Source organism: Microbispora sp. CA-135349 (assembly GCF_050947365.1).
Classification (GTDB): domain Bacteria; phylum Actinomycetota; class Actinomycetes; order Streptosporangiales; family Streptosporangiaceae; genus Microbispora.
Window position 1 is genome coordinate 2,261,689 of record NZ_CP192001.1, and the last position, 20,793, is coordinate 2,282,481.

The 20,793-nt window shown below is 71.3% G+C and carries 23 protein-coding genes; 15 read left to right on the forward strand and 8 right to left on the reverse strand.

Going from position 1 to position 20,793, the window contains the following annotated elements:
* Nucleotides 1-12: 12 nt before the first annotated feature.
* From rimM to ACQPZZ_RS10845, 8 genes are all read left to right on the forward strand, one after another.
* The gene (gene rimM / locus ACQPZZ_RS10810; protein WP_363647262.1) at nucleotides 13-531 is read left to right on the forward strand and encodes a ribosome maturation factor RimM; all 519 of its coding nucleotides are present in this window, start codon (nucleotides 13-15) and stop codon (nucleotides 529-531) included.
* Between the two features lie 9 nt (nucleotides 532-540).
* Nucleotides 541-1,344, forward strand: coding sequence for a tRNA (guanosine(37)-N1)-methyltransferase TrmD (trmD, locus tag ACQPZZ_RS10815; RefSeq protein WP_432931228.1), 804 nt, complete (start codon nucleotides 541-543; stop codon nucleotides 1,342-1,344).
* A gap of 260 nt (nucleotides 1,345-1,604) precedes the next feature.
* Nucleotides 1,605-1,970: a 50S ribosomal protein L19 gene (rplS, locus tag ACQPZZ_RS10820; protein ID WP_363647260.1), complete on the forward strand. Its 366-nt coding sequence runs from the start codon at nucleotides 1,605-1,607 to the stop codon at nucleotides 1,968-1,970.
* Between the two features lie 107 nt (nucleotides 1,971-2,077).
* The gene (gene lepB / locus ACQPZZ_RS10825; RefSeq protein WP_432931230.1) at nucleotides 2,078-2,929 is read left to right on the forward strand and encodes a signal peptidase I; all 852 of its coding nucleotides are present in this window, start codon (nucleotides 2,078-2,080) and stop codon (nucleotides 2,927-2,929) included.
* Nucleotides 2,930-2,949: 20 nt separating this feature from the next.
* Nucleotides 2,950-3,663 (forward strand): signal peptidase I, encoded by a 714-nt coding sequence (gene lepB, locus ACQPZZ_RS10830; protein ID WP_432931232.1) that lies wholly within the window; start codon nucleotides 2,950-2,952, stop codon nucleotides 3,661-3,663.
* 78 nt (nucleotides 3,664-3,741) lie between these two features.
* Nucleotides 3,742-4,467 carry a ribonuclease HII gene (locus ACQPZZ_RS10835; protein WP_363647257.1) on the forward strand — a complete coding sequence of 242 codons (726 nt, stop codon included), beginning with the start codon at nucleotides 3,742-3,744 and terminating at the stop codon, nucleotides 4,465-4,467.
* Between the two features lie 54 nt (nucleotides 4,468-4,521).
* A complete protein-coding gene (locus ACQPZZ_RS10840; protein ID WP_030511723.1) occupies nucleotides 4,522-4,845 on the forward strand; it encodes a DUF2469 domain-containing protein in 324 nt (107 codons plus the stop codon).
* 87 nt (nucleotides 4,846-4,932) lie between these two features.
* Nucleotides 4,933-5,619: a M23 family metallopeptidase gene (locus ACQPZZ_RS10845; RefSeq protein WP_432931234.1), complete on the forward strand. Its 687-nt coding sequence runs from the start codon at nucleotides 4,933-4,935 to the stop codon at nucleotides 5,617-5,619.
* Nucleotides 5,620-5,690: 71 nt separating this feature from the next.
* On the opposite strand, the gene ACQPZZ_RS10850 is transcribed toward ACQPZZ_RS10845, so the two are convergent.
* The 4 genes from ACQPZZ_RS10850 to ACQPZZ_RS10865 all read right to left on the reverse strand — a co-directional run bounded on the left by ACQPZZ_RS10850 (nucleotide 5,691) and on the right by ACQPZZ_RS10865 (nucleotide 10,047).
* A complete protein-coding gene (locus ACQPZZ_RS10850; RefSeq protein WP_432934345.1) occupies nucleotides 5,691-6,614 on the reverse strand; it encodes a tyrosine recombinase XerC in 924 nt (307 codons plus the stop codon).
* Nucleotides 6,615-6,888: 274 nt separating this feature from the next.
* Nucleotides 6,889-8,118 carry a DNA-processing protein DprA gene (gene dprA / locus ACQPZZ_RS10855; protein ID WP_432931236.1) on the reverse strand — a complete coding sequence of 410 codons (1,230 nt, stop codon included), beginning with the start codon at nucleotides 8,116-8,118 and terminating at the stop codon, nucleotides 6,889-6,891.
* Nucleotides 8,118-9,692, reverse strand: coding sequence for a YifB family Mg chelatase-like AAA ATPase (locus ACQPZZ_RS10860; protein WP_432931238.1), 1,575 nt, complete (start codon nucleotides 9,690-9,692; stop codon nucleotides 8,118-8,120). Before ACQPZZ_RS10860 ends, dprA begins: the two co-directional genes overlap by 1 nt.
* 1 nt (nucleotide 9,693) lies before the next feature.
* Nucleotides 9,694-10,047 carry a YraN family protein gene (locus ACQPZZ_RS10865; RefSeq protein WP_363647252.1) on the reverse strand — a complete coding sequence of 118 codons (354 nt, stop codon included), beginning with the start codon at nucleotides 10,045-10,047 and terminating at the stop codon, nucleotides 9,694-9,696.
* Between the two features lie 347 nt (nucleotides 10,048-10,394).
* Between ACQPZZ_RS10865 and ACQPZZ_RS10870 the strand changes: the two genes are divergently transcribed.
* The 6 genes from ACQPZZ_RS10870 (at nucleotide 10,395) to ACQPZZ_RS10895 (ending at nucleotide 16,436) form a co-directional block, all read left to right on the forward strand.
* Nucleotides 10,395-11,888: a CoA transferase gene (locus tag ACQPZZ_RS10870; protein ID WP_432931240.1), complete on the forward strand. Its 1,494-nt coding sequence runs from the start codon at nucleotides 10,395-10,397 to the stop codon at nucleotides 11,886-11,888.
* A gap of 209 nt (nucleotides 11,889-12,097) precedes the next feature.
* A complete protein-coding gene (rpsB, locus tag ACQPZZ_RS10875; protein WP_432931242.1) occupies nucleotides 12,098-12,997 on the forward strand; it encodes a 30S ribosomal protein S2 in 900 nt (299 codons plus the stop codon).
* A 194-nt stretch (nucleotides 12,998-13,191) separates the two neighbouring features.
* A complete protein-coding gene (gene tsf / locus ACQPZZ_RS10880; protein WP_363647249.1) occupies nucleotides 13,192-14,025 on the forward strand; it encodes a translation elongation factor Ts in 834 nt (277 codons plus the stop codon).
* Nucleotides 14,026-14,078: 53 nt separating this feature from the next.
* Nucleotides 14,079-14,849, forward strand: a complete 771-nt coding sequence (pyrH, locus tag ACQPZZ_RS10885; RefSeq protein ID WP_111701993.1) for a UMP kinase — start codon at nucleotides 14,079-14,081, stop codon at nucleotides 14,847-14,849.
* Nucleotides 14,850-14,858: 9 nt separating this feature from the next.
* Nucleotides 14,859-15,416 carry a ribosome recycling factor gene (frr, locus tag ACQPZZ_RS10890; RefSeq protein ID WP_432931245.1) on the forward strand — a complete coding sequence of 186 codons (558 nt, stop codon included), beginning with the start codon at nucleotides 14,859-14,861 and terminating at the stop codon, nucleotides 15,414-15,416.
* 105 nt (nucleotides 15,417-15,521) lie between these two features.
* The gene (locus ACQPZZ_RS10895) at nucleotides 15,522-16,436 is read left to right on the forward strand and encodes a phosphatidate cytidylyltransferase (protein WP_432931246.1); all 915 of its coding nucleotides are present in this window, start codon (nucleotides 15,522-15,524) and stop codon (nucleotides 16,434-16,436) included.
* Nucleotides 16,437-16,462: 26 nt separating this feature from the next.
* On the opposite strand, the gene ACQPZZ_RS10900 is transcribed toward ACQPZZ_RS10895, so the two are convergent.
* Nucleotides 16,463-17,497, reverse strand: a complete 1,035-nt coding sequence (locus tag ACQPZZ_RS10900; RefSeq protein ID WP_432931248.1) for a suppressor of fused domain protein — start codon at nucleotides 17,495-17,497, stop codon at nucleotides 16,463-16,465.
* Nucleotides 17,498-17,601: 104 nt separating this feature from the next.
* Between ACQPZZ_RS10900 and rlmN the strand changes: the two genes are divergently transcribed.
* Nucleotides 17,602-18,717, forward strand: coding sequence for a 23S rRNA (adenine(2503)-C(2))-methyltransferase RlmN (gene rlmN / locus ACQPZZ_RS10905; protein WP_346229861.1), 1,116 nt, complete (start codon nucleotides 17,602-17,604; stop codon nucleotides 18,715-18,717).
* 37 nt (nucleotides 18,718-18,754) lie between these two features.
* Here rlmN and ACQPZZ_RS10910 read toward each other — a convergent pair whose 3' ends face one another.
* From ACQPZZ_RS10910 to ACQPZZ_RS10920, 3 genes are all read right to left on the reverse strand, one after another.
* Entirely contained in the window at nucleotides 18,755-19,426 is a 672-nt protein-coding gene (locus ACQPZZ_RS10910) for a hypothetical protein (RefSeq protein WP_432931250.1), read from the reverse strand.
* Nucleotides 19,423-20,181 (reverse strand): ABC transporter ATP-binding protein, encoded by a 759-nt coding sequence (locus ACQPZZ_RS10915; RefSeq protein WP_432931252.1) that lies wholly within the window; start codon nucleotides 20,179-20,181, stop codon nucleotides 19,423-19,425. Before ACQPZZ_RS10915 ends, ACQPZZ_RS10910 begins: the two co-directional genes overlap by 4 nt.
* Nucleotides 20,182-20,259: 78 nt before the next feature.
* The gene (locus ACQPZZ_RS10920; protein ID WP_432931254.1) at nucleotides 20,260-20,745 is read right to left on the reverse strand and encodes a MarR family winged helix-turn-helix transcriptional regulator; all 486 of its coding nucleotides are present in this window, start codon (nucleotides 20,743-20,745) and stop codon (nucleotides 20,260-20,262) included.
* Between the last annotated feature and the right edge of the window lie 48 nt (nucleotides 20,746-20,793).

A 20,793-nucleotide genomic window follows, 5' to 3' on the forward strand; every position in this document is an offset into this window, starting at 1 on the left:
GGTAGGCGACAAGTGCAGCTAGTCGTGGGCAGGATCGGCCGCCCGCACGGCGTGCGGGGCGAGGTCACGGTCGAGGTGCGCACCGACGAGCCCGATCTTCGCTTCGCCGCGGGGGCGACGCTGGTCACCGACCCGGCGTCGGCCGGTCCGCTGACGGTGGAGCGGGCCCGGTGGCACAAGGGCATCCTGCTGCTGACCCTGGCCGGAGTGGAGGGCAGGGACGCCGCGGAGGCGCTGCGCGACACGCTGCTCGTCGTGGACTCCGCCGACCTGCCGCCGCTGGAGGATCCCGACGAGTTCCACGACCACGAACTGATCGGCCTCACGGTGGTCACCACCGAGGGGGAGCGGGTCGGCGAGGTCAGCGACGTCCTCCACCACGGTCAGGACCTGCTCGTGGTGGCCCGTCCGTCCCAGGACGACGCGTACGTCCCGTTCGTCAAGGCGCTCGTGCCCGAGATCGACCTCGGCAAGGGGATCCTCGTCGTCGACGCCCCGCCCGGACTGCTCGACGCCGCAGAGGCGGAGTAGGGGCCGCAGATGCGCGTCGACATCATCTCGATCTTCCCCGAGTACTTCGCCCCGCTCGACGTCTCCCTCATGGGCAAGGCCCGCGAGCGCGGCATCCTCGACATCCACCTCCACCAGCTCCGCGGCTGGACGCACGACGTCCACAAGACCGTGGACGACACGCCGTACGGCGGAGGCCCCGGCATGGTGATGAAGCCGGAGGTCTGGGGCGAGGCCGTCGACGCCGTGATCGAGGCCGGACGCGCCGCCTCCGGGGAGGACGCGCCGCCCCGGCTGATCGTCCCCACGCCGAGCGGCCGGCCGTTCACACAGGAAGTGGCGCTGGAGTACGCCAAGGAGCCGTGGCTGCTGTTCGCTCCGGCACGGTATGAGGGCATCGACTCCCGCGTCGTCGCCGAGTACGGCGAGCGCCTGCGCGCCGACGAGGTGAGCATCGGTGACTACGTCTTAGCCGGGGGAGAGGCGGCCGTCCTGGTGATGGTCGAGGCCGTGGGGAGGCTGCTGCCGGGGGTCCTCGGCAACGCGCGCTCCGTCGCCGACGACTCCTTCGCGCCCGGGGCCATGGCCAATCTGCTGGAAGGTCCCGTTTACACCAAGCCACCGGTGTGGCGGGGGCACGAGGTGCCGGAGGTCCTGTTGTCGGGCCATCACGGCAAAGTCGCCCGCTGGCGGCGTGACGAGGCGCTGCGCCGTACGCTCGCCAGAAGGCCGGAACTGATCGCCCGGCTTGACCCGGACGGCCTGGACAAGCACGACCGGCGCGTCATCGAGGAGTTCGAGGCGCGCCGTGAGGGACATCCTGAGGAGCTGTGACGAACCGCCTGGTGTTTCGCGGGGCGTTCCTTGTGGTCTTTCGTGTGGTGTTCGGTGGGGCTTTCGGCGCAGCGTTTCGCGTAGCACCGACACATGTGGCAGACTGAATCGCTGCTGCCTACTTCGGCATGACCGGGTGCGCCCGGCCTGACGTGGCAGACAAGACGTATCAAGCCAAGCGCGCGTGTCCCCCTCGTCGCCGAGCCTCCGGCCCGGCCGGGTGGACCTCCGCGTGCTCATGTCAATGAGGAACCGCCGCCATGCACACGCAGATCCAGGAGATCGAGAAGGCTGCCCTTCGCAGCGACGTACCGGCCTTCCGCCCGGGTGACACGCTGGAGGTCCACGTCCGCGTCGTCGAGGGCAACCGGTCCCGCATCCAGGTGTTCAAGGGCTTCGTCCTGCGCCGCCAGGGCGGTGGCATCCGTGAGACGTTCACGGTCCGCAAGGTCAGCTACGGCGTCGGGGTCGAGCGCACCTTTCCGGTTCACAGCCCCGTGATCGAGAAGATCAACGTGCTGACCCGTGGCGACGTCCGCCGCGCCAAGCTGTACTACATGCGTGACCTGCGCGGAAAGGCCGCCCGCATCCGCGAGAAGCGCGAGGCGCTGCCGGCCGGCAAGTAAGGCTTTGGGATCGTGGCCCGTACCTCAGGTGCGGGCCACTTTCTTTTTGCCGCTGTTGCGGTGTCCCCGGCGCTCGCCGTCGCGGACATCATCTAGGCTCAGCAGCGATGGCTAGCGAGGGACAGGGGCAGGACACGCGCCGCCCTGCCGAGGACGGGGTGGACGTGGTCGCCGAAGACGTCAAGCAGAACGCCGAAGACGGGAAGAAAAAAGGCTCGTTCTGGCGGGAGTTGCCCGTTCTGATCGTGGTCGCCCTCGCCCTGGCACTGCTGATCAAGTCTTTCGTGGTCCAGGCGTTCTACATCCCGTCCGAGTCGATGGAGAACACGCTTCTCATCAACGACCGGGTGCTGGTGAACAAGCTGGTCTACCACGTCCGCGACATCGAGCGCGGCGACATCGTCGTCTTCTCCGGGGTGGACTCCTGGGATCCCGAGGTGAAGCTCGAGGAGCCGTCCAACCCCGTCGCGGCCGGGCTGCGCTGGCTCGGCACCGCGTTCGGGGTCGTGCCGGGGGAGAAGGACTACATCAAGCGGGTCATCGGCGTGCCGGGCGACACGGTCAAGTGCTGTGACAAGCAGGACCGGGTGACGGTGAACGGCGTGCCGCTGAACGAGAAGTCCTACATCCATCCGGGCGACGAGCCGTCCGCGCGCGAATTCGAGGTCACCGTCCCGCCGGACCGCCTGTGGGTGATGGGCGATCACCGCTCCGTCTCCTGGGACTCCCGCCTGCACACGGGCGACCCGGGCGGCGGCACCATTCCCGCCGACAAGGTGATCGGCCGCGCGTTCGTCATCGTCTGGCCGTTCAACCGGGCCAAGATCCTGCCGATCCCGGAGACGTTCGCGCAGCCGGCGCTCCAGGCGGCACTGGGGGCGGCGCCGTTCGTCGCGGGCTTCGTCGGGGCCGTGCCGCTGGTGGCCCTGCGCCGGCGGCTGAAGAGGCGCAGGACGTGACAGAGCCGGAGGAGACAGGCGTGGGGAAGGCCGACGAAAGCCGCTTAGGAACCGCCGGGCCGGTGGGGTCCGCGGACGGCGTTCCGGAAGATCCGGCGGAGCCTGCCGAGGGCGGGGGCGAGGACGAGCCGGCCGCCGGGGAGAAGAAGAAGGGCAGGCCCGCGAAGAAGAAGGGCTCCGGCCTTCTGGAGATCCTCGCGTACTCGCTCGGCGGGGTCGTCGTCGCGCTGCTGGTCCACACCTTCCTGCTGCAGTCGTTCTGGATCCCGTCGGAGTCGATGCAGAACACGCTCCTGGTCGACGACTACGTGGTGGTCAACAAGCTCGCGTACAAGTTCGGGCCGGTGGAGCGCGGCGACATCGTGGTCTTCAAGGGCTGGAACGGCGAGGACACGATCAAGCGGGTGATCGGGGTCGGCGGCGACCATGTGAAGTGCTGCGACGCCAAGCACCGCATCACCGTGAACGGGACGCCGCTGGACGAGGAGGGCAAGTACCTCTACCCGGGGGCAGAGCCCTCCACCATCGAGTTCGATGTCAAGGTCCCCAAGGGGCGGTTGTGGCTGATGGGCGACCACCGGAACAATTCGGCGGACTCGCGCTACAACGTCGAAGACGGACACCAGGGCACGGTCTCCGAGGACGACGTCTACGGGCGGGCGTTCCTGCGCTACTGGCCGCTGAACCGGATCTCGCTCCTGTCCCAGCCTGAGACTTTCTCCGTCGTACGCTGATCTGACCTGCGGCTTTGCTGTTGGTGGTGGTTCCGGCCGTATCGCCGGTCCCGAATGGGGCGTAATCTGCTTGTCGACATGACAGCTGCCTATCGCCCGCGCCCGAGTGTCGTACGACGGGACTCCGGACTCTACGGCTACGAGCGGGCCCTGGCCCGGCGGGGCTTCACGCCGGTCGCCGGGGTGGACGAGGCCGGTCGCGGCGCCTGCGCCGGGCCGCTGGTCGTCGCCGCGGTCGTGCTGGGGCGGGAGATCGACGGTCTGAGCGATTCCAAGCTCCTGACCGAGGCCGTGCGCGAGCGCCTCTACGAGCGGATCACGGCGACCGCCCGGGCCGTGAACGTGGTGGTGATCCCTCCCGAGGAGATCGACTCGCGCGGCCTGCACAAGTGCAACATCGCGGGGATGCGGCGGGCCGTCGCCGGGCTGGGGCTCGTCCCCGGCTACGTCCTCGTGGACGGTTTCCCGGTGGCGGGGCTGCCCGCGCCGTCGCTGGCGGTGTGGAAGGGCGACCAGGTCGCCGCGTGCGTGGCGGCGGCGTCGATCGTGGCCAAGGTGACGAGGGACCGGCTGATGTACGGCCTCGACGAGGTCTACCCGCAGTACGGCTTCGCCCTGCACAAGGGCTACGTGACCCCCGGCCATCGGCGGGCCCTGGCCCGGCACGGGCCGAGCCCCCACCACCGGTTCTCGTTCGTGACGGTGGCCAGGGTGACTCGTGGGACACGGATCCCGGCCGAAAGCCTGTGGACGGGGCAGGATGAGGACATGCGCGAGAATGAGGTCGAGGCCGGTGTCTGCTGAACGGGGCCGGTCACGACGGGCGATCTCGACGGGGAGCGGAGAAGGAGGACCGGGATGAGCGCGGAAGATCTCGAAAAGTACGAGACCGAGATGGAGCTGCAGCTCTACCGGGAGTACCGCGACGTGGTCGGCCTGTTCACCTACGTGGTCGAGACCGAGCGGCGCTTCTATCTCACCAACTCCGTCGACCTCGACGTCCGCACCGCGGAAAACGGTGACGTCTTCTTCGACGTCAAGATGCAGGACGCCTGGGTCTGGGACATGTACCGCCCAGCCCGCTTCGTGAAGAACGTGCGGGTCGTGACCTTCAAGGACGTCAACGTCGAGGAGCTGGCCAAGCCCGACCTCGAGATGCCCAAGGAGGGCTTCTCCAGCTGATCGTGCGGACAGGCCCGCCGGCGGGGCTTGTCCCCAGAACGCCGTTCGGCCGCTCGGCGCGGGACCCGCGAGGCGCATCGTCATGGCATGCGTCTCGTCGCGTCCGTCGTCCTGCCGTTCGTATTCCTGTCGGCCCTGCTGATCGCCGCCCTCGCCCGGCCACCCGGCGCCATCAGAGCCGTGGCGGCCGAAGGCCCCGTGGAGCCGTACGCGGTCGCGACGGCGAGGGCGCCGGGGGCCGCGGAGGCTTCGGCGCCCCGGCCCGTGGAGCCGGCCGCGTCGCGCTCACCGGCATCGCGGGGAGAGTCGTCCGGCGGCTGGCGGTGGCCGCTCTCAGGGCCGGCCCGTCCGATCAGGCCCTTCGACCCGCCGGAGCAGCGGTGGCTGGCCGGTCACCGGGGCGTGGACCTGTCCGCGCGGCCCGGTGAGGAGGTCCTGGCCGTGGGGCCGGGAATCGTCGGGCTGGCGAAGCGGGTCGCCGGGCGAGGGGTCGTGACGATCTCGCACTCCGGTGGCCTGCGCACCACCTACCTGCCGGTCCGCGCCCTGGTCCGGCCCGGCGATGTCGTCGCGGCCGGGGAGGTCATCGGCACGGTCGAGGAGGACACCGGCCCGCACTGCACCGTCTCCTGCCCACACTGTGCCGTCTCCTGCCTGCATTGGGGGCTCCTGCGCGGGCCTGTCTACCTTGACCCGCTTCTCCTGTTCGGCAGGGGGCAGGTCCGCCTTCTGCCGCGGTGGCCCGTCGGCGCGGCCCACGAGACGACACGATGAGCGGAAGGCGCGTGACCACCGGGCCGGCCGACGACCGGGGCGCCGCGGACGGCGTCCCGCGTCCGCCGTGCTCAGGCGCGGGGATGGGCCTGGCGGTAGGCGGCCCGCAGCCGCTCGATGGACACGTGGGTGTAGATCTGCGTGGTGGCCAGGGAGGCGTGCCCGAGCATCTCCTGCACGGATCGTAGGTCGGCTCCACCTTCGAGCAGGTGAGTGGCGGCGGTATGCCGCAGCCCGTGCGGGCCCATGTCGGGGGTTCCCTCGACCCGCGCCAGGCGGGCGTGCACGACGCGCCGGACGGTGCCCTGGTCGATCCGGCCTCCCCGGGTGCCGAGGAAGAGCGCGGGGCCGCTTCCCTCGCGAAGCCACAGGGGCCTGCCCCGCACGCACCACGCGTCCAGGGCGTGCAGGGCGGGCAGCCCGAAGGGCACGGTCCGCTCCCTGCGTCCCTTGCCCAGCACGCGGACCGTGCGACGGTCCCGATCCACGTCGTCCACGTCGAGGCCGCACAACTCGCTCACCCGCACGCCGGTCGCGTACAGCAGCTCCAGCATCGCCCGGTCGCGCAGGTCCTTGGGGTCGCCCGGCCCCTGTGTGCCGAGGACCGCCTCGGCTTCGGCCTGGTCCAGCACTTTCGGCAGCCGGCGTTCGGCCTTGGCCGTGCCGAGGAGCAACCCGGGGTCACTCGCCAGCCACCCTCGCCGATGGCAGAAGGCGGTGAAGACCCGGGCACAGGCGGAGCGGCGGGCCAGCGTCGCCCGCGACCGGCCGCTCTGGTGCTGGTCGCCCAGCCAGTCGCGCAGGACGGTGACGTCGAGAGCGGACACGTCCTCGTGCCCCGCGTTCCTCATGTGCGCGAACAGCGAGGAGATGTCCCCGAGATACGCCCTGAGCGTGTGCGGCGACAGGTCTCGCTCAAGACGCAGATGCCGCTCGAACTGCTCCAGGGCGGTGTCGAACTCCCCGAGTGCCCGCTCTTCACCCGCTGCCACGATGTCCTTCCTCCTCGCTCCCGGCTCGCCCCGGGGCCGCCGCGCCGAGCCGGAGCCCGGTGGCTCTCGTCGTCCCGGCCACGCGACGGCGCGGACCGGTCGTCCTTTGCCCCTTTCCACTTCCCCCCGGGCCGCACCCGACGCACGCGGTCCGTTTCCGTGGGCTCAAGTGGAGAAGGAGACACGGCCACGATCGCATGCTATTCGCCGTGACGGCCGGGAATCCGGCGCCGCCCGTCGAAGGCGCCCGTCGAAGGGCGCCTGTCAAAGGCGTCCGTCAGAGGCGCGCGGCGGGCCGCAGCCGCCACCCCCGGTCCACGTTCTCGACGAACCCCGCGGCGGCCAGAGCGCCGAGGCAGGCGAGCGCCGTCCCGATGTCGACCCCGGCGGCCACGGCGATCGCGGCGGGACCGGTGGCACCCCGTGCGGGAATCGCCTCCAGCACGCGCCTGGTCTCGTCGTTCAGCCCGTCACGAGGCCGCACGGGGCCGCGTTGTTCCGGCGCGAGATCGTCGCCGATGGAGCCGACGAGCTCGATGATCTCGTCTGGCGAGGTGACGCAGACGGCCTTGCCCTGACGGATCAGGACGTGGCAGCCCGTGGAGACCTCGGTGGTGATGGGACCGGGCACGGCCATCAGGTGCCTGTTCAGGCTCCAGGCGTGCGTGGCCGTGTTGAGCGCACCGCTGCGCGCGGCTGCCTGGATGACGACCGTCCCCCGGGACAGGGCGGCGATCACCCGGTTGCGGATGAGGAAACGCAGCCGGGTGGGGTGAGCGCCCGGAGGCCACTCGCTGATCACCACGCCCCGCTCGCGCACGGCCCGGAAGAGGTCCTCGTGCGCGCTCGGATAACACACGTCCGTTCCGCAGGCGAGCACGACGACCGTCGGCGCTCCGGAGGCCAGCGCCCCCCGGTGCGCGGCGCCGTCGATTCCGTAGGCGCCGCCGCTGATCACCGTCCATCCCCGTCCGCCGAGACTGATGGCGAACTCCGCCGCCACGGTCGTGCCGTACGCGGTCGCGGCCCTGGCCCCGACGACGGAGACCGAGCGCAGGCAGGAGAACCGCAGGTTCGCCCGTCCGTCCACCCACAGTCCGAACGGCCGGGCGTCGCCGAGATCGTCGAGCTGGGTCGGCCATTCGACGTCACCAGGAACGACGAGACGCGATCCTCGCCGCGTGCCCTGCTCCAGGTCATCTGCCGGATCGATGTAGCGGGCGGCCCAGGCGGCCGCGTGCCGGCCGAGATCCAGGTGACGCCTGGACGCCTCTGCGCGGTCCTTCTCGTCACGTGCGAAGCCGGGGTCCAGCACGCCGCGTCTCGCCTGCTTCATCGCGTCCACCGCGCCAAAACGGGCGATCAAGCGGCCCATCACCGCGTCGCCCGCCTCGGCCATCCGCATGATCGCCACGCGGGCCGGCCGTTCGGCATCGCCCAGCCCGGCCGCGTCACCGACGTCACCGGCCGGGGCGTCGCCGGGGGTGGGCAGTTCGGTCGCTTCCATCAATCCACTCCGAGCCACAGTGCGAGGGCCGCCGACGTCTCGGCCTGGCCCGGACGGTCCTCGCCCGCGAGGTCCGCGAGCGTCCAGGAGATGCGGAGCACGCGATCCAGGCCGCGCGCGCTGAGCGTGCCCACATCGAGACCTCGACGCAGCGGGGCCATCGCGGCGTCGGGCAGGCGGAGATCACGGTGTAACGCGGATGAGGACACCTCGGCGTTCGTGCGCCAGGGGGTGCCGGCCAGTCGCCTGACGGCTCGCTCGCGCGCCAGCCTCACCCGCGCGGCCACGGTCGCGCTGGTCTCCACGAAGTGCCGGTCCGCGAGCAACTCGGCGCGGGTGGCCCGGCCGATCTTCACCTTCACGTCGACACGGTCCAGCAGCGGCCCCGACAGCCGGTCGAGATAGCGGCGCCGGCCCGCGGGGGTGCACCTGCAGGGGTGCCCGACCGTTCCCTGAAGGCCGCAGGGACACGGATTGGCGGCCAGGACCAGCATGAACCGCGCGGGAAAGGTGACGGTGCCGACCGCACGCGCGATCGTCACCGTTCCCGACTCGAGGGGCTGCCGCAGGGAGTCGAGCACGGTCATCGCGAACTCGGGCGCCTCGTCGAGAAAGAGCACACCCCGGTGCGCGAGCGACACCGCCCCGGGCCGCACGACGCCTCCGCTGCCGCCGCCGACGACGGCGGCCATCGTCGCGCTGTGATGCGGGGCGACGAAGGGAGGCCGGGCGAGCAGCGGACGCCCCGGCGGCAGCGTTCCCGCCACCGAGTGGATGGCCGAGACCTCCAGGGCCTTCTCCTGGTCGAGCGGTGGCAGGAGGGTCGGCAGGCGCTCGGCGAGCATGGTCTTGCCGCTTCCCGGCGGGCCCAGCATCCAGAGGTTGTGCCCTCCCGCCGCGCACACCTCCAGCGCCTTGCGGCCCATCGGCTGCCCCGCGACGTCGCACAGGTCCGGCCTCTGCGTGCCTTCGGCGTGCTCGCTGTGCTCGGCGCGCTCGATGTGATCGGCGTCCTGCGACAGTGAGGCGGCGTCCGCCACCACCGGAAGCCGGTGCAGGTCGCCCGAGCGCAGCCACCCCACCAGTTCGCCGAGAGAGGCCACGGGCACCACGGTGAGATCGGGCACGAGAGCGGCCTCGGCCGCGTTGAGCGCGGGCACCACGACCATGCGCACCCCCGCCCCGGCGGCGGCGAGCGCGGCCGGCAGCACGCCTCTGACCGGTCGGACCCGCCCGTCGAGCCCGAGCTCGCCGAAGAACATCGGCGCCGCGATTCGCTGCGCGGGCACGGCACCGGCCGCGCCGAGCACCGCGATCGCGATGGCCAGGTCGAAGATCGATCCCCGCTTGGGCAGGGTGGCGGGAAACAGGCTCACGGTGACCCGTGCGTCGGGCCAGGCGAACCTGCTGTTGATCAACGCGGACCGCACGCGGCCCCGGGCTTCGCTGATCGCCGTGTCGAGAAGCCCGATGAAATGGGTTCCGGCGATGCCGGGGCCCACGTCGGCCTCGACCTCCACGAGGCGTCCGGTGACGCCCACGAGAGCGACACAGTGCGTCCGGGCGACGGGCATCTCAGACCACCCCGCGTTCGTGCCTGAGGGAGAAGTCGCCGGCGAACCGCTCGATCGCGATCACGTCGACCCGTATCGTGTCGAAGCGCTCGGTGTGCGTGGCCAGCCACCTGCGGGCCAGTGTCCGCAGGCGCAGCAGCTTCTCACCGGTCACCGCCTCGAAAGCGGTGCCGTGGCGGCGCCCGGAGCGGGTCTTGACCTCCACGATCACCAGCGCGTTCCCCTCACGGGCGACGATGTCGATCTCGCCCTCCGCGCAGCGCCAATTGCGGTCGATCACGCGCATGCCCTTCGCCGTCAGAAAGGTCACGGCGAGCTGCTCGCCCTGTCTGCCCAGCCGATCCTTCGCCGCCATGGGACCACCTCCGGCGCAGACACTCGCCGAAGCGGTCGCCTGCCCGTGCTACCGAACCGCCTTCTGTGGAAAAAGTCGCCGCGCGATTCCGCGGCTGTGGACGAGCGGAGGTAAGCGCAGGTGGGCATCGGGAGAACGCTCCCGCCGTCCACAGGCGAGGCGGGGAGCGGAAGCGGGAGGGGCGGGGAGCGGAGCGGGAGGGGCGGTCGCGGGCAGGCTGGGACCGGCATGGATACTTGCCGGGTCCGGAGGGCGGGTGACGCGGCAAGCGGGTGACCAAGATCGCTCGTGAGGAGCACGCCGCCGGGCATCGGCCCCCCGTGGGCATCGGAAGTGAGGAGCCGGCGGTGACCGCGAAACTGATCAGGGATCTGGGCGCGAGCGCCGGGGTCGCCCTGCCCGAGGTCCAGGTCGTCGGCGACGACCCCGTGCTGCCGTCCGTCTTCCCCCTCGGCACGATGGCCGCGGCCTCGGCCGGCGCCCTGACCGCGGCCGTGGCCGCCTACGCCGCCCAAACTCGGGGGAGGGCGGAGGAAGGGACCGGCGGCAGGGAGGCGTCGCGCGCCGCGCACCGCGATCCGCAGGTGACGATCGATGTCCGCCACGCCGCCGTGGCCTTCCAGAGCGAGCGGCATTTCCGCGCCGAGGGGAAGGGCATGGACGTCTGGGCCGCGCTGTCCGGGGACTACCGCACGTCGGACGGCTGGGTCCGGCTGCACTGCAACTTCGACCACCACCGTGACGCCGCCCTGCGCGCGCTCGGGCTGCCCCCCGGCTCGGACGGTGACGACGTCGGGAGGGCCTGTGCGGGCCGTACGGCGGTGGAGATCGAGGAGGCGGTGATCGGCGAGGGAGGCTGCGCTGCGGCGATGCGGACCAGGGCCGAGTGGCTCGCGCACCCCCAGGCGCGGGCGCTGGCCGGCCTTCCTCTCGTCGGCGTCTCCCCGCTGCCCGACGGAAACGGCCGGGTGAGCCGGGGCGGGAACGGCGGCGACGGGAATGGCGGTGACGGCGACGCCCGCATCCCGGCCGGGCATGTGCCGGGCGGCCTCCCCGAGGGCCCGGCGGCCGGGCCGGAGCGCCCGCTCGGCGGCATACGCGTGCTCGACCTGACCCGCGTGATCGCCGGGCCGGTGGCCGCGCGGGCGCTCGCGGGCTACGGCGCGGACGTCCTGCGTGTGGGCGCCGCACACCTGCCCGAGGTGCCGGGGCTCGTGGTGGAGACGGCGTTCGGCAAGCGGTCGTGCCATATCGACCTGCGATCCGAGGCGGACACGCTGCGGGAGCTGGTCCGCCGGGCCGACGTGGTCGTCCAGGCGTACCGGCCCGGGGCCCTGCGTGCCAGGGGCTTCGGACCTGACGACCTCGCCGCCCTGAGGCCGGGCATCGTGTGCGTCGACATCTCCGCGTACGGCACGCGTGGGCCGTGGGCCTCGAGAAGGGGGTTCGACAGCCTCGTCCAGATGGCCTGTGGGATCGCCCATGAGAACGGCGACGGCCGGCGGCCCAGCCCGCTGCCCGCGCAGGCCCTCGACCACGGCACCGGCTACCTGGCGGCGTTCGGCGCGGTCGCCGCGCTGCTCCGGCGGGCGGCCGAGGGCGGTTCCTGGCACGTCGAGGTGTCGCTGGCCAGGACCGCGGCGTGGCTCGACGATCTCGGCAGGATCGACCCGGCGGGTGTGGGGCGGCCCCGGGTGGACGACCTGCTGGCGACGATGGACAGCCCCTTCGGCACGCTCACCTATGTGACGCCGCCCGGCGCCGTCGACGGGGCGCGGCCGCGCTGGACGACCCCGCCGCCCCGGCAGGGGGAGCACCCCGCGGCATGGGCCCCGCGCTGACCCGGCGAGGGTCAACTGAAGAGGCGGATCCGGGTAGACTGTTCGGCGGCCTGCTAGGCGGGCCGAATTCGCACGCCCACTCACGAGCCGCATTCTCGGTCCGGACCCTGTCCGGTGGAGGCGGCCCGGGGCGTCAGGGCGCGGGCAAGACGTCCGCGTGTCCAACCGAGACCGTGCCCGAGGGCACACGACCATGGAGGACCATCACCATGGCCCCTGTCGTCACCATGCGGCAGCTGCTGGAGAGCGGCGTTCACTTCGGCCACCAGACCCGCCGGTGGAACCCGAAGATGAAGCGCTTCATCTTCACCGAGCGCAACGGCATCTACATCATCGACCTGCAGAAGTCGCTGTCGTTCATCGACCGTGCCTACGACTTCGTGAAGGAGACCGTCGCGCACGGCGGCACCATCATGTTCATCGGCACGAAGAAGCAGGCGCAGGAGTCGATCGTCGAGCAGGCGTCGCGCGTCGGCATGCCGTACGTGAACCAGCGCTGGCTGGGCGGCATGCTCACCAACTTCTCCACCGTGCACAAGAGGCTCCAGCGCCTGAAGGAGCTCGAGGAGCTCGACTTCGACAACGTGGCCGGCTCCGGGCTCACCAAGAAGGAGCTCCTGATGCGCCGCCGCGAGAAGGAGAAGCTGGAGCGCACCCTCGGCGGTATCCGTGACATGGCCCGCGTCCCGAGCGCGGTCTGGGTCGTGGACACCAAGAAGGAGCACATCGCGATCAACGAGGCCAAGAAGCTCGGCATCCCGGTCGTCGCGATTCTGGACACCAACTGCGACCCGGACGAGGTCGACTACCCGATCCCGGGCAACGACGACGCGATCCGCGCCGTCAGCCTCCTCACTCGCGTGATCGCCGACGCCGTCGCCGACGGCCTCATGACCCGTGCGGGCGCCGGCCGCGGTGACGAGAAGCCCGCGGGCGTCGCCGCCGCCGAGCCGCTGGCCGAGTGGGAGCGCGAGCTCCTCGAGGGTGGCGAGGCCGCTCCGGCCGCCGAGACCGCCGAGGCTCCCGCTGCCGAGACCGCCGAGGCTCCGGCCGCCGAGGCCGCTGAGGCTCCGGCCGCCGAGCAGCCCGCGCAGGACGAGCAGGCCTGAGGAACGACCACGGGTCTCCGTCGGGCGCGGCGCCTCCGGGCGTCCGCGACAGGCGGGGATCCCCCAGGCAGCGACCTGGTTCCGGTGCGGTAGGGCGACGCCCGCCGTGCTGAGGGTTTCACCGGGCGGGCGCCCGGTACCGGCGCCCGCCCCCCAGACGATTCGCATCCGGGTCCCGAAGAGGAAATTGGACAATGGCTTCCGTAAACATGGCCGACGTCAAGCGCCTTCGTGAGCTGACCGCCGCCGGCATGATGGACTGCAAGAAGGCGCTCGAGGAGTCCGAGGGCGACTTCGACAAGGCCGTCGACATCCTGCGCCTGAAGGGCGCCAAGGACGTCGGCAAGCGCGAGGCCCGCACCGCGTCGAACGGCCTGGTCGCCGTCAAGCACGAGGGCGACTCCCTCGCCGCGCTGCTGGAGCTCAACTGCGAGACCGACTTCGTCGCCAAGAACGAGCGCTTCCAGGAGCTCGCGGGCGAGATCGTCGCGCACATCGTCGCGACCAAGCCCAACGACGTGCCGACCCTGCTCGAGTCCCAGGTGAACGGCAAGACGGTCAAGGAGCTGCTCGACGAGGCCAACGCGGCGCTCGGCGAGAAGATCGAGATCCGCCGGTTCTCGCTGCTGGAGGGCGGCTACATCGCCTCCTACATGCACAAGACCGACCCGCAGCTCCCGCCGGCCGTCGGTGTGCTCGTGCAGCTCGACAAGCCGAACGCCGAGGTCGCCAAGGACATCGCCCAGCACACCGCCGCGATGGCGCCGAAGTACGTCAGCCCCGCGGACGTTCCCGCCGACGTCATCGAGAAGGAGCGGTCGCTGTTCGAGCAGATGACCCGCGAGGAGGGCAAGCCCGAGGCCGCCATCCCGAAGATCGTCGACGGCCGGGTCAACGGCTGGTACAAGGACTTCACCCTGCTGCAGCAGGCGTTCGTGAAGGACAACAAGAAGACGATCGAGAAGGTCGCGGACGAGGCCGGCGTCAAGGTGCTGGCCTTCACCCGCTACAAGGTCGGCCAGGCTTAGGCTTACAGCCAGGAGCTTTCCGATCCACGCTGACACCCGAGGAGGCCGCCGCCGTGCAGGAGAACACCAGACCCGCCACGCCGGCGGCTTCGTCGTACGACGGGCCGCTGCGCTGGAAGCGGGTGATGCTGAAGCTGTCGGGCGAGGCGTTCGCCGGCGGCGAGTCGCTCGGGATCGACCCGCGTGTCGTCGCCCAGCTGGCGGACTCGGTCGCAGAAGCGGTCCGTGAGGGCGTCCAGGTGGCGGTCGTCGTCGGCGGAGGGAACATGTTCCGCGGCGCGGCGCTGTCGCAGGGCGGCATGGACCGCGCGCGGGCCGACTACATGGGCATGCTCGGGACCGTCATCAACTGTCTCGCCCTGCAGGACTTCCTGGAGAAGCGCGGCATCGACACCCGCGTGCAGACCGCGATCACGATGCAGCAGGTGGCCGAGCCGTTCCTGCCGCGCCGGGCGATCCGACACCTGGAGAAGGGGCGCGTGGTCATCTTCGGCGCGGGGCTCGGCTCGCCGTTCTTCTCGACCGACACCTGCGCCGCGCAGCGGGCGCTGGAGATCGGCGCCGAGGCGTTGCTCAAGGGCACTCAGGTCGACGGCGTGTACGACTCGGATCCGCGCAAGAACCCCGACGCGGTCCGGTTCGATCAGCTTGAGTACGGTGAGGTGCTGACGCGGGGTCTCGGGGTCATGGACGCCACCGCGATCAGCCTGTGCATGGACAACGGCCTGCCCATCGTGGTCTTCGATCTCATGGGCGAGGGCAACATCCTCCGGGCGGTTCGTGGTGAGAAGATCGGCACGCTGGTGAGTCCGGCAGGGAAGTAGGGAGCCGCAGTGATCGACGAAACCCTCCTCGAGGCCGAGGAGAAGATGGACAAGGCGGTGACGGTCGCCAAGGACGACTTCGCGAGCATCCGCACCGGCCGTGTGACGCCCTCGATGTTCAACAAGATCAACGTTGACTACTACGGGTCGCCGACGCCGATTCAGCAGCTCGCGTCGTTCCATGTCCCCGAGGCGCGCATGGTGCTCGTGCAGCCGTACGACAAGGGCTCGCTGAACGCGGTCGAGAGGGCCATCCGCGACAGCGACCTCGGCGTCAACCCGAGCAACGACGGCACCGTGATCCGCGTGGTGTTCCCCGAGCTGTCGGAGGAGCGCCGCAAGGAGTACATCAAGGTCGCCCGCAACAAGGCGGAGCACGGCCGGGTGTCCGTACGGAACATCCGCCGGCACGCCAAGGAGATCCTCGACAAGCTCGTCAAGGACGGCGAGTCCGGCGAGGACGAGGTCCACCGCGCGGTCAAGGAGCTCGACGACCTCACCCAGAAGCACGTCGCGAAGATCGACGAGCTGCTGAAGCACAAGGAAGCCGAGCTGCTCGAGGTCTGAGGTCGCGGCCCGGCACGCGGGGCCGTACGGCATGACCGTGATCCTTGTGCCGCACCGCGACGGCGGGCGGCACAAGGATCACGCGTATATAGAGAGTGGGACGCTGTGGACGGAACTGCTGCCGCCGGCGACCGGAACCCGGTGGGGGGCCCGGCGGACCCCGGCGCCCCGGGCGGCACGTCCGGCGATGCCGCCAAGAAGGCATCGGGCCGTACGGGGCGCAACCTCCCCGCGGCGGTGGGGGTCGGCGTCGCGCTGGGCGCGGTGGTCATCGGCTCGGTCTACTTTGTAAAGGTCGCCTTCCTCGTCGTCGTCCTCGTGGCCGTCGGCGTCGGGATTCACGAGCTCGTCAAGGCGTTCGGCGGTCTCGGCATCCGGGTGCCGCTGCCGCCCCTGCTGGCCGGCATGGCGGCCATGGTGATCGGCCCCTACTGGGGCGGCACGTCGTTCCTGGTCGGCGCGTTCGCCGTGACCGTGATGGTGCTGCTGACGTGGCGCATGTTCCAGGGTGCGGAAGGCTTCGTCAGGGACGCGACCGCCGCGGTGTTCGTCGCGGTCTACCCCGCGCTGCTCGCGGGGTTCGTGCCGCTGCTGCTGGCTCCCGACAAGGACGGATCGGACCGTGTGATCGTCTTCATCGCGGTCACCGTGTGCAGCGACATCGGGGGGTACTTCGCCGGGATCTTCTTCGGCAGGCACCGGATGTCGCCGCTCATCAGCCCGAAGAAGACCTGGGAGGGCTTCGCCGGCTCCACCCTCGCCTGCGTCGTCGGCGGCGCGTTACTGGTCCACTTCCTGCTGCGGGGCGAATACTGGGAGGGCGCCGTCGTCGGCCTCGCGGGGGTCGTGTGCGCGACGCTCGGCGACCTGGTCGAGTCGGTGATCAAGCGTGACATCGGCATCAAGGACATGGGCACGCTGCTGCCGGGGCACGGCGGTGCCATGGACCGCCTCGACTCGCTGCTGTTCACGCTGGTCCCCGTGTGGCTGCTGCTCACGCTGCTGGTCCCGGTCGCCTGACGTCCGCGGGGACGAGCCGGGCCGGGTCAGATCCGGCTGGTCATCGCCAGCCGCTCGCTGACCGCCCGGTGGCCGTGATCGGCCACGAGGCGCAGCTCGGACTCCGTGAGCGGGAAAAGCCACAGCCACCGTACGGCGTCACCGCCGAACACGAATCCCGACATGTCTGGTAGGCCGGGCGGGTCCGCCAGCATGAGCACCCCTTGATGCCCGCCGTCCAACGGGAACGTGAGCGGGTCCTGGAACCAGCGGGCCGTGTGCCCGTGCCCCAGCCATGTCACCGACCGCCACGGATACTGCCCGAGCCAGGCGAACAGCCGCGCGGCCGTCCTCGGATCCTGCCTGGTCGCCAGCGCGAGTTCCACCCGGCACGCCGTGTCGTACATCTCCGCGGCGGGCATCCGCTGACAGCTCATGCCGACGGTGGACAGCACCGTGTAGTCGCGGGTGAACGTGGGCGGGCGCTCGCTGACGCCGACCAGGGGGAACCGGTCGCCGCCGACGTCCCAGTAGCGGCCGGGCGGCCCGAGCCTGCCGTCGAGGTGGCCGAGCACGAACTGCTGGTAGGTGGCCCAGCTGCCCTCTGCCTGTCGCCACTGCCAGTACGCGCGGGCCTTGGCCACCCGGGGGGACAGGCCCTCCAGCGCCTCGCCGAGCGGCCAGGCGAACGGCGACTCCCCGACGGCGTCCCGCGCGTACCCGGGCAGGCCGCGCTCCATGTCGGCCCACGCCGGAATGACCGCCAGAAGCGTGTCGTTCTCGTACAGGGCGACGCCGTCGCCCTCCTCGAACCACAGCACCGACAGCGACTCCGGGTCGAGGGGCGGCCGGCCGGAGGGATGCGCGGTGTGCGCCTCGGGCATCACCGGCGGCAGCCCCGCGTTGGCCCTGGCGACATCGGCCTCGGCGGGCGCGGGCACGTGGTTGGCCAGCCAGACCGCTCCGTGGACGATCCCCTTCGCGTCGCGAAGGTAAGCTACGGAGGAGGTCCGGTCGGCTTCGATCGTCAGTGTGCGGCTCCCGTAGGGGTTGGGGCTGGTGAGCACGACAGTGGTGTCCACACCTCACCTCTCGTACGCCTCCGGGATTCGACCGCCAGACAGAATGTAAAGCCGCGTGCGCCAGTCGTTAAGACCACGGCCGCGGGATATGGAAAGGGTTTTGCGTGAGCGAGCAGCCGAAGACCGGGCAGCTGACCTTCGTGGCGCCCCGCCGGGCCAAGCCGCAGCGCCATCTCGCCGACCTGACGATGGCCGAACGCAGGGCGGCCGTGGCGGAGCTCGGCGAGAAGCCGTTCCGCGCCGACCAGCTCTCCCGCCACTACTTCACCCGGCTGACCGGCTCTCCCGAGCAGATGACCGACCTGCCGGGCGCGCTGCGCGAGCGGCTGGTCGAACAGCTCATGCCCCCGCTGCTGACGTCCGTACGCGAGATCACCTGTGACGGCGGCATGACGCGCAAGACGCTGTGGAAGCTGTTCGACGGGTCGCTGGTCGAGTCGGTTCTGATGCGTTACCCCGACCGGGTCACCATGTGCGTCTCCTCGCAGGCCGGATGCGGCATGAACTGCCCGTTCTGCGCGACCGGCCAGGCCGGGCTCACCCGCAACATGTCCACCGCCGAGATCGTCGAGCAGGTCGTCGCGGGCGCGCGGGCGCTGGCGCGCGGCGAGGTCCCGGGCGGCCCCGGCCGGGTGACCAACGTGGTCTTCATGGGCATGGGCGAGCCGATGGCCAACTACAAGGCCGTGATCGGCGCCGTCCGCCGCCTGGTCGATCCGGCGCCGGAGGGCCTGGGCATCTCGGCGCGCGGGGTCACGGTCTCGACGGTCGGCCTGGTGCCGGCGATCGGCAAGCTCGCCGACGAGGGCCTGCCGGTGACGCTCGCCGTCTCCCTGCACGCGCCGGACGACGAGCTCAGGGACACGCTCGTGCCGATCAACACGCGGTGGAAGGTCGCCGAGGTGCTCGACGCGGCGTGGGACTACGCGGCCAGGACGAAGCGGCGCGTGTCCATCGAGTACGCCCTGATCAAGGACATCAACGACCAGGAGTGGCGAGCCGACCTGCTCGGCCGCCTGCTCAAGAACAAGCTCGTGCACGTCAACCTGATCCCGCTCAACCCCACGCCCGGCTCGAAGTGGACCGCCTCGCGCCCCGAGGACGAGCGGGCGTTCGTCCGCCGCCTGGAGTCCCACGGCGTCGCCGTCACCGTACGGGACACCCGGGGGCGGGAGATCGACGGGGCGTGCGGGCAGCTCGCCGCCGCGCCTCAGCCGTAACGCCGCCCACGGCGCCGCGCCCCGGCCGTAGCGCCGTTCACGGCCGGGTGCGGCGCAGCCACGTGTAGGCCGCCAGGCCGACCGCGGGCCACAGCAGCGACTGCACGGTGAGCAGAGGCAGGTTCGCCTGCAGCTCGCCGTGGTGGGCGTCGCGCATCCAGCCCATGACCGGCACGGTGAGCCAGCGGGCCCCGGCCAGGCTGATCACCAGCATCGACAGGTAGCCGAGGATCAGGGCGATCGTGGAGACCGCCGGGGAGGGCAGGATCGGGCGGCTGGTCAGCGCCCCGAGCGCGAGCCCCGCGGTCGCGGACAGCAGATGCAGCCACACCCCGGTCAGGAGCACGGCGAGCGTGGGGGAGGCGGCGAGGCGGAAGAGCAGCGCGGCCTCGGCGATCGCGGCCAGCGCCAGCAGCGACGCGAACGCCGCCAGGAGGCCGCCCACCAGTTCCCTCGGCCCCAGCGCGGACAGGGCGACGCTGCGCTGCTCGTCGGGCTCGGTGTCGAGCAGGCCACGCGCGGCCCAGGCGAGCACCGGCACGAGCATGGCCGCCGAGTCCGCGGTGGCCCCGATCTCCTGACCGGCGGGGATGGAGCCGGCGTAGAGGACCGCGAGCAGCGCCAGCAGTCCGATGAGCGGTTGCAGGGCCCGGTGGGAGGCGACGTAGCCGGCGACGCGGAACCGCGCCAGTGCGAGCACGGAGATCATCCGGCGGCCTCCCCGGCGACGTGAGCCGAGGTGCGGTCCGTGATGTTTACCGTGCAGCCCTCGGCACGCAGGCGGTCGGCCAGTTCGGCCGCCCTCGACGCGTCCACCGCCACCTCCAGCACGGTCAGGGCCGTCTCGCCGGCCTCCTCGGCCGGCTCGAGTTCCCGCACGGCGCGGTCGCGGACCTCACAGCGGCGCAGGCCGGGAAAGGCCCGCAGATCGCCCTGGTGGTCGCTCACGACGACGATCCCGCCGCGCGCGCCGATCTCCCCGATGATCCTGGGGAGTTCGGCCCGGGTGGCGGCGTCGAGACCGGCGAAGGGCTCGTCGAGCACGAGCAGCCCCGGCTCGGCGAGCAGCGCCTGCGCGAGGCCCACCTTGTGCGCGCTGCCCTTGGACAGGTCGGGCAGGCGCTGCCCGAGCAGGTGGTCCATGCCGAGTCGTTCGCTCCATCGGCCGATCGCGTCCGTGCTCACCCTCCGGACCGCCGCCATGTGCCGCAGGTAGGACGCCACGGTGAACGGCTGGTCCGCGGGGAACCGCTCGGGGGCGTACCCGACGACCCGGGGGCGGTCCTGGACGCTACCGCGTACGGGCCTGAGCAGTCCGGCGACCAGCCGCAGGAGGGTCGACTTGCCGGTGCCGTTGGGCCCGGTGACCTCGACCACGTCTCCCGGATCGAGGACCAGGCCGGCGTCGGACAGGACCCAAGGGGCTCGCCGTCCGTATCGGAAGGAGAGGCTGGCGATCCGCATAGTTTTCCGAGCCTATCGGGATGTTCCTCCCCGGCGCCGGAATATCGGGCGATCTTCGACGCCGGCCGACGCGGGCGGCTACCGCTCGCTACCGGGGCGGGGCGGGGCGTCGGCGTCGGCGTCGCCGGAGCTCTGGCTCCGGACGGCACGGCCGAGCAGGTCGGTGAGCGTCCGCCGTTCGTCCTCGTCCAGCGCGCCGAGGAGCTCGTCCTCCGCCCCGCTCACGAGGCCGTGCCCCTGTTCACCCGCCCGTACGCCGTCCGGCGTCAGCGTCAGCAGATAGGCGCGCCGGTCCGCGGGACTCCGGCGACGCTCGACGAGATTGGCCTGTTCGAGACCGTCGACGACCGTGACGACCGTGGTCCGGTCGATGCCGAGACGCCGGCCCAGGTGCTGCTGCGTCATCGGGCCCTCCTCCGCCAGCAGCGCGAGGACGGCGTGCTGCTTCACGGAGACTCCCAGCGTGTCGAGCTCCCGAGCCTCCAGATCGAGGGCGCGCATGTAGAGCCTGCCGAGCAGAAAGCTGAGACGGCCGGACAGAGCTCGAGGCACCTCGGTGGTCATGCCGAGAGATTACAGCGGCGCGGATATACCGTTGCGCTGATTGTCAGT

What these genes read in the sequence shown, in the direction of transcription:
- ACQPZZ_RS10910 (WP_432931250.1), bottom strand. Translation starts at nt 19,426, where the DNA reads ATGATCTCCGTGCTCGCACTGGCGCGGTTCCGCGTCGCCGGCTACGTC.
- lepB (WP_432931230.1), top strand. Translation starts at nt 2,078, where the DNA reads ATGGCTAGCGAGGGACAGGGGCAGGACACGCGCCGCCCTGCCGAGGAC.
- rplS (WP_363647260.1), top strand. Translation starts at nt 1,605, where the DNA reads ATGCACACGCAGATCCAGGAGATCGAGAAGGCTGCCCTTCGCAGCGAC.
- ACQPZZ_RS10845 (WP_432931234.1), top strand. Translation starts at nt 4,933, where the DNA reads ATGCGTCTCGTCGCGTCCGTCGTCCTGCCGTTCGTATTCCTGTCGGCC.
- tsf (WP_363647249.1), top strand. Translation starts at nt 13,192, where the DNA reads ATGGCTTCCGTAAACATGGCCGACGTCAAGCGCCTTCGTGAGCTGACC.
- ACQPZZ_RS10840 (WP_030511723.1), top strand. Translation starts at nt 4,522, where the DNA reads ATGAGCGCGGAAGATCTCGAAAAGTACGAGACCGAGATGGAGCTGCAG.
- ACQPZZ_RS10915 (WP_432931252.1), bottom strand. Translation starts at nt 20,181, where the DNA reads ATGCGGATCGCCAGCCTCTCCTTCCGATACGGACGGCGAGCCCCTTGG.
- ACQPZZ_RS10865 (WP_363647252.1), bottom strand. Translation starts at nt 10,047, where the DNA reads ATGGCGGCGAAGGATCGGCTGGGCAGACAGGGCGAGCAGCTCGCCGTG.
- ACQPZZ_RS10920 (WP_432931254.1), bottom strand. Translation starts at nt 20,745, where the DNA reads ATGACCACCGAGGTGCCTCGAGCTCTGTCCGGCCGTCTCAGCTTTCTG.
- ACQPZZ_RS10860 (WP_432931238.1), bottom strand. Translation starts at nt 9,692, where the DNA reads ATGCCCGTCGCCCGGACGCACTGTGTCGCTCTCGTGGGCGTCACCGGA.
- trmD (WP_432931228.1), top strand. Translation starts at nt 541, where the DNA reads ATGCGCGTCGACATCATCTCGATCTTCCCCGAGTACTTCGCCCCGCTC.
- ACQPZZ_RS10835 (WP_363647257.1), top strand. Translation starts at nt 3,742, where the DNA reads ATGACAGCTGCCTATCGCCCGCGCCCGAGTGTCGTACGACGGGACTCC.
- dprA (WP_432931236.1), bottom strand. Translation starts at nt 8,118, where the DNA reads ATGGAAGCGACCGAACTGCCCACCCCCGGCGACGCCCCGGCCGGTGAC.
- rpsB (WP_432931242.1), top strand. Translation starts at nt 12,098, where the DNA reads ATGGCCCCTGTCGTCACCATGCGGCAGCTGCTGGAGAGCGGCGTTCAC.